Origin of the sequence: Streptomyces globisporus, from assembly GCF_003501885.1 — a bacterium.
GTDB lineage: Bacteria > Actinomycetota > Actinomycetes > Streptomycetales > Streptomycetaceae > Streptomyces > Streptomyces globisporus_D.
The window spans coordinates 1-3,891 of record NZ_QWFA01000373.1 but is presented as its reverse complement, the minus strand read 5'-3'; the positions used below and the strand labels follow the sequence as shown (position 1 = coordinate 3,891).

The following is a 3,891-nucleotide window of genomic DNA, read 5'->3' as shown; positions in this document are numbered from 1 at the left end:
GTGCGGGGCGGTGCGCGCCTGGAGGTGGGGGGCGGGGAGCGAGGGCGGGGCCGGTACGTGATCGACGTGGCCGGATTGCCTTCGCGGCTTGGTCTAGACCATACGGACGAGGGCTGGGAGGTCGTCAAGGGGCGCGTTCCGCAGCCCCCGCGGCAACGGGTGTATTCGCGCCATGCTGCTTCCCTGGATGCAAGCGGTTGCTCGCACGGTCGCCGTACGGGGGCGGGGTGCGACCTCCGCGAGGTCCGGCGTGGTCCACCCTCGGCTCACCGGGGCCGATGGGCTTTTCGGCCACCCCGGCGCCCCGCCGCTCATCACGGCCGCTCCTCGCCCCGCCCCTGCGCACCCTCATCTTCCATCCGGCCGAAAGCCACCCGGCCGAATCCGGGAGGAATCAGCCGCCGGGTACGCCGAAGGGCCCCGGGGCGAGCGTGCACACCCCGGGGCCCTTCCGTGAGTTGGGGATCAGCCCCGCTCCAGCCCGCCCCGCCTGATCGCCTCCGCGTACCACCGCGCGCTGTCCTTCACCGTCCGCCGCTGCGACGCGAAGTCCACGTGCACGATGCCGAACCGCTTGCTGTAGCCGTACGCCCACTCGAAGTTGTCCAGCAGCGACCACAGGAAGTAGCCGCGTACGTCCGCCCCGTCCGCGATCGCCCGGTGCACCGCGCCCAGGTGCCCGTCCAGGTACGCCACCCGCTCCGGGTCGTGCACATCGCCCTCCGGGTCCGCGTAGTCGTCGTACGCCGCCCCGTTCTCCGTCACCAGCACCGGCACGGACGGGAGTTCGTCGCGCAGGCGGGTCAGCAGTTCGTACAGGCCGTCCGCGTCCACCGGCCAGTCCATCGCCGTGCGCGGGCCCGCCGCCGGGGTGAACGCCACATGCTGCTCCGCGCCCGCCCACGGGGACGGGGACTCCGACGTACCCGCCGAAACCACGCTCGGGGAGTAGTAGTTGATGCCCAGCGAGTCGATCGGGGTCGACGTGACCTCCAGGTCGCCGTCCTTCACGAACGACCAGTCCGTCACCGCCGCCGTGTCCGCCACCAGGTCCTTCGGCAGCCGGCCGTGGAACACCGGGTCCAGGAAGATCCGGTTCGCCACCGCGTCGATCCGGCGCACCGCGTCCCGGTCCGCCTCGGTGTCGGCCAGGGGGCGCAGCGCGTGGAGGTTCAGGGTGAGGGAGACCTCCGCGCTCTCCGGCAGGTGCTCGCGCAGGACCTTCGCGCCCGCACCGTGCGCCAGGTTCAGGTGGTGGGCTGCCCGCAGGGCCGCCAGGTCGCTCGTACGGCCCGGCGCGTGGACCCCGTTCCCGTACCCGAGAAACGCCGCGCACCAGGGCTCGTTCAGCGTCGTCCACGTCGTCACCCGGTCGCCCAGCGCCCCCGCCACCAGACCCGCGTACTCCGCGAACCGGTGCGCCGTGTCCCGCTCCGGCCAGCCGCCCGCGTCCTCCAGCTCCTGCGGCAGGTCCCAGTGGTAGAGCGTCGCCACCGGTCTGATCCCGGCCNGGTAGAAGTCCAGGCCGCGCTCGACCGCCGGGCCCCGGCCGGTCGGCTGGACCCGGGGCCAGGAGACGGAGAACCGGTAGTCCGTGACGCCGAGTTCCTTCATCAGGCGTACGTCGTCCGGCATCCGGTGCAGATGGTCGGCGGCGATGTCACCGGTGTCGCCGTTGCGCACCTTGCCGGGCGTCCGGCTGAACGTGTCCCAGATGGACGGCGTACGGCCGTCCTCGGCGGCCCCGCCCTCGATCTGGTACGCGGCGGTGGCCGTACCCCACCGGAAACCAGTGGGGAAGCGGAGCACCGTACCGGTCTCGGGACGGGCGCCTGGGGAGGTGGCCGGGCGGGCTTCATCGACAGCGGTCATGAGGCGGACACTCCAGGGTGAGGGGGGACAGAAGAAGAAGAGGAGGAGGGCGCTCGGGTCAGCCCTTCACCGCGCCCTGCATGATGCCGCCGACGATCTGCCGGCCCAGCAGGCCGAAGACCAGCAGCACCGGCAGCGTGCCGAGCAGCGTGCCGGCCATGATCACCGACTGGTCGTTGACGTACCCGCCGCCGAGCTGGCGCAGCGCGACCTGCACGGTCGGCTCCTGCGAGGACAGCGCGATGATCGGCCAGAAGAAGTCGTTCCACGCCGTCATGAACGTGAGCATCCCGAGCACCGCCATCCCCGGCCGCGCGATCGGGATCACGATCGACCAGAAGATGCGCGCGGTGGACGCGCCGTCCACCCGGGCCGCCTCGATCAGCTCGTCCGGCAGCGACTGCACCAGGTACTGGCGCATGAAGAAGACACCGAAGGCCGAGACCAGGCCCGGCAGGATGACCGCCTGGAGCTGGTTCACCCACTGGAGTTCGGCGATCAGCATGAACAGCGGGATCACACCGAGCTGCGGCGGGATCATCATCGTGCCGATCGTCAGCGTCAGCAGCGCGCCTCGGCCCTTGAACTTCAGTTTGGCGAAGGCAAAGCCGGCCAGCGTGCAGCACAGGACCGTGCCGATCGTGATCGAACCCGACACGATCAGCGAGTTCAGCAGCGCCTTGCCGATGTCCGCCTCTTCGAGGACCTGCTCGAAGTTCTTGATCAGGTTCGGGCCCGGCAGCAGGCTCGGCGGGACCTTCGCCATGTCGGCGTTGGACCGGCTGGCCGCGACGATCGTCCAGTAGAACGGGAACGCCGAGATGAGGAGGGCGAAGCCGAGGATCAGGTAGGAGAGCCAGCCGCCCTTCATCGTGCGGCCCGCGCCTCCCTTGCCGATGCGCCGGCCCGACGGCGGGGTCTGTGGCGGATCGCCCTTCTCGGTCGCGGTCGGCGGTGCGGCGAGCGCGGTCATCGGCCGGCCTCCTTGCGTGCGCGGCGGCGCGCGATCAGGGCGTTGACCCCGACGAGCACCACGATGAGGACGAACATCACCCAGGCGATGGCCGCGGCCCGGCCCAGGTGGAAGAAGCCCCAGCCCTGCTCGTACATGTACAGGCCGAGGGTCTGGTACTGGTGCGAGATACCGCCCGAGATCGACCCCTCGAACAGCAGCGGCTCACCGAAGAGCTGCGTCGCGCCGATCGTCGAGATGATCACGGTGAAGATGATCGTGGGGCGCAGGCCGGGCAGGGTGACGTGGATGAACTGGCGCCAGCGGGACGCCCCGTCCATCTCCGCCGCCTCGTAGAGCTCGTGCGGGATCGACTGCATGCCCGCCAGGTAGATCAGCGCGTTGTAGCCGGTCCACCGCCAGATCACGATCGACGACACCGCGATCTGCGAGGCCACCGTCCCGGTCTGCCAGTCCACCGGGTCGAAGCCGACCAGACCGATCACGTAGTTGATCAGCCCGAAGTCCTTGCCGAAGAGCTGCGCGAAGACGAGCGTCGCCGCGGCCACGGAAGTCGCGTACGGGAGCAGGATCGCGGTCCGGATGAAGGTCCGGCCGCGCAGCTTGTAGTTGAGCAGGTGCGCGAGGCCCAGCGCCATCGCGAGCTGCGGGACCGTGGAGAGCACGCCGATCGTGAACGTGTTGCGCAGCGACGTCCAGAAGAACTCGTCGGTGAACAGCGCCGTGTAGTTGGCGATGCCCCGCCACTCCATCTCGCCGCTCGTCTGCAGCTCGACCCGGTAGAGCGAGACGAACGCGGTGTAGAGGAGCGGGAAGAGGCCGAAGGCCAGGAAGAGCGTGAAGAACGGGGCGATGTAGGCGTACGGGGAGGCCTTGCGCCAGGTGCGCCGGAGCGCGGCGGCCCGGCCGTCGTCGGGGCCGGGCCCGGTTCCGGCCGGGCTGCGGGGCCCGGCCTTCGCGGTGGCGGTGAGGGACACGGTGCGGCCCTTCGGGATCGGGGGCGGGAGTTACGGGGAGCGGGGAGCCGCGGGGGCCCGTCCCGCCGG

At 70.8% G+C, this 3,891-nt stretch carries 3 protein-coding genes; all 3 read right to left on the bottom strand.

Annotated features, from left to right (window positions below):
• Positions 1-465 precede the first annotated feature (465 nt).
• From D3105_RS33640 to D3105_RS33630, 3 genes are read right to left on the bottom strand one after another with little or no spacing between them, the layout of a single operon-like run.
• Positions 466-1,872 carry a GH1 family beta-glucosidase gene (locus D3105_RS33640; RefSeq protein ID WP_118906577.1) on the bottom strand — a complete coding sequence of 469 codons (1,407 nt, stop codon included), beginning with the start codon at positions 1,870-1,872 and terminating at the stop codon, positions 466-468.
• Between the two features lie 58 nt (positions 1,873-1,930).
• Complete coding sequence (locus tag D3105_RS33635; protein WP_118906576.1) at positions 1,931-2,845, bottom strand: carbohydrate ABC transporter permease; 915 nt, start codon at positions 2,843-2,845, stop codon at positions 1,931-1,933.
• Positions 2,842-3,822, bottom strand: a complete 981-nt coding sequence (locus tag D3105_RS33630) for a carbohydrate ABC transporter permease (protein ID WP_118906575.1) — start codon at positions 3,820-3,822, stop codon at positions 2,842-2,844. Before D3105_RS33630 ends, D3105_RS33635 begins: the two co-directional genes overlap by 4 nt.
• Positions 3,823-3,891 lie beyond the last annotated feature (69 nt).

Excerpts from the sequence above, each read along its gene's own strand:
- D3105_RS33635 (WP_118906576.1), bottom strand. The coding sequence starts at position 2,845 with ATGACCGCGCTCGCCGCACCGCCGACCGCGACCGAGAAGGGCGATCCG.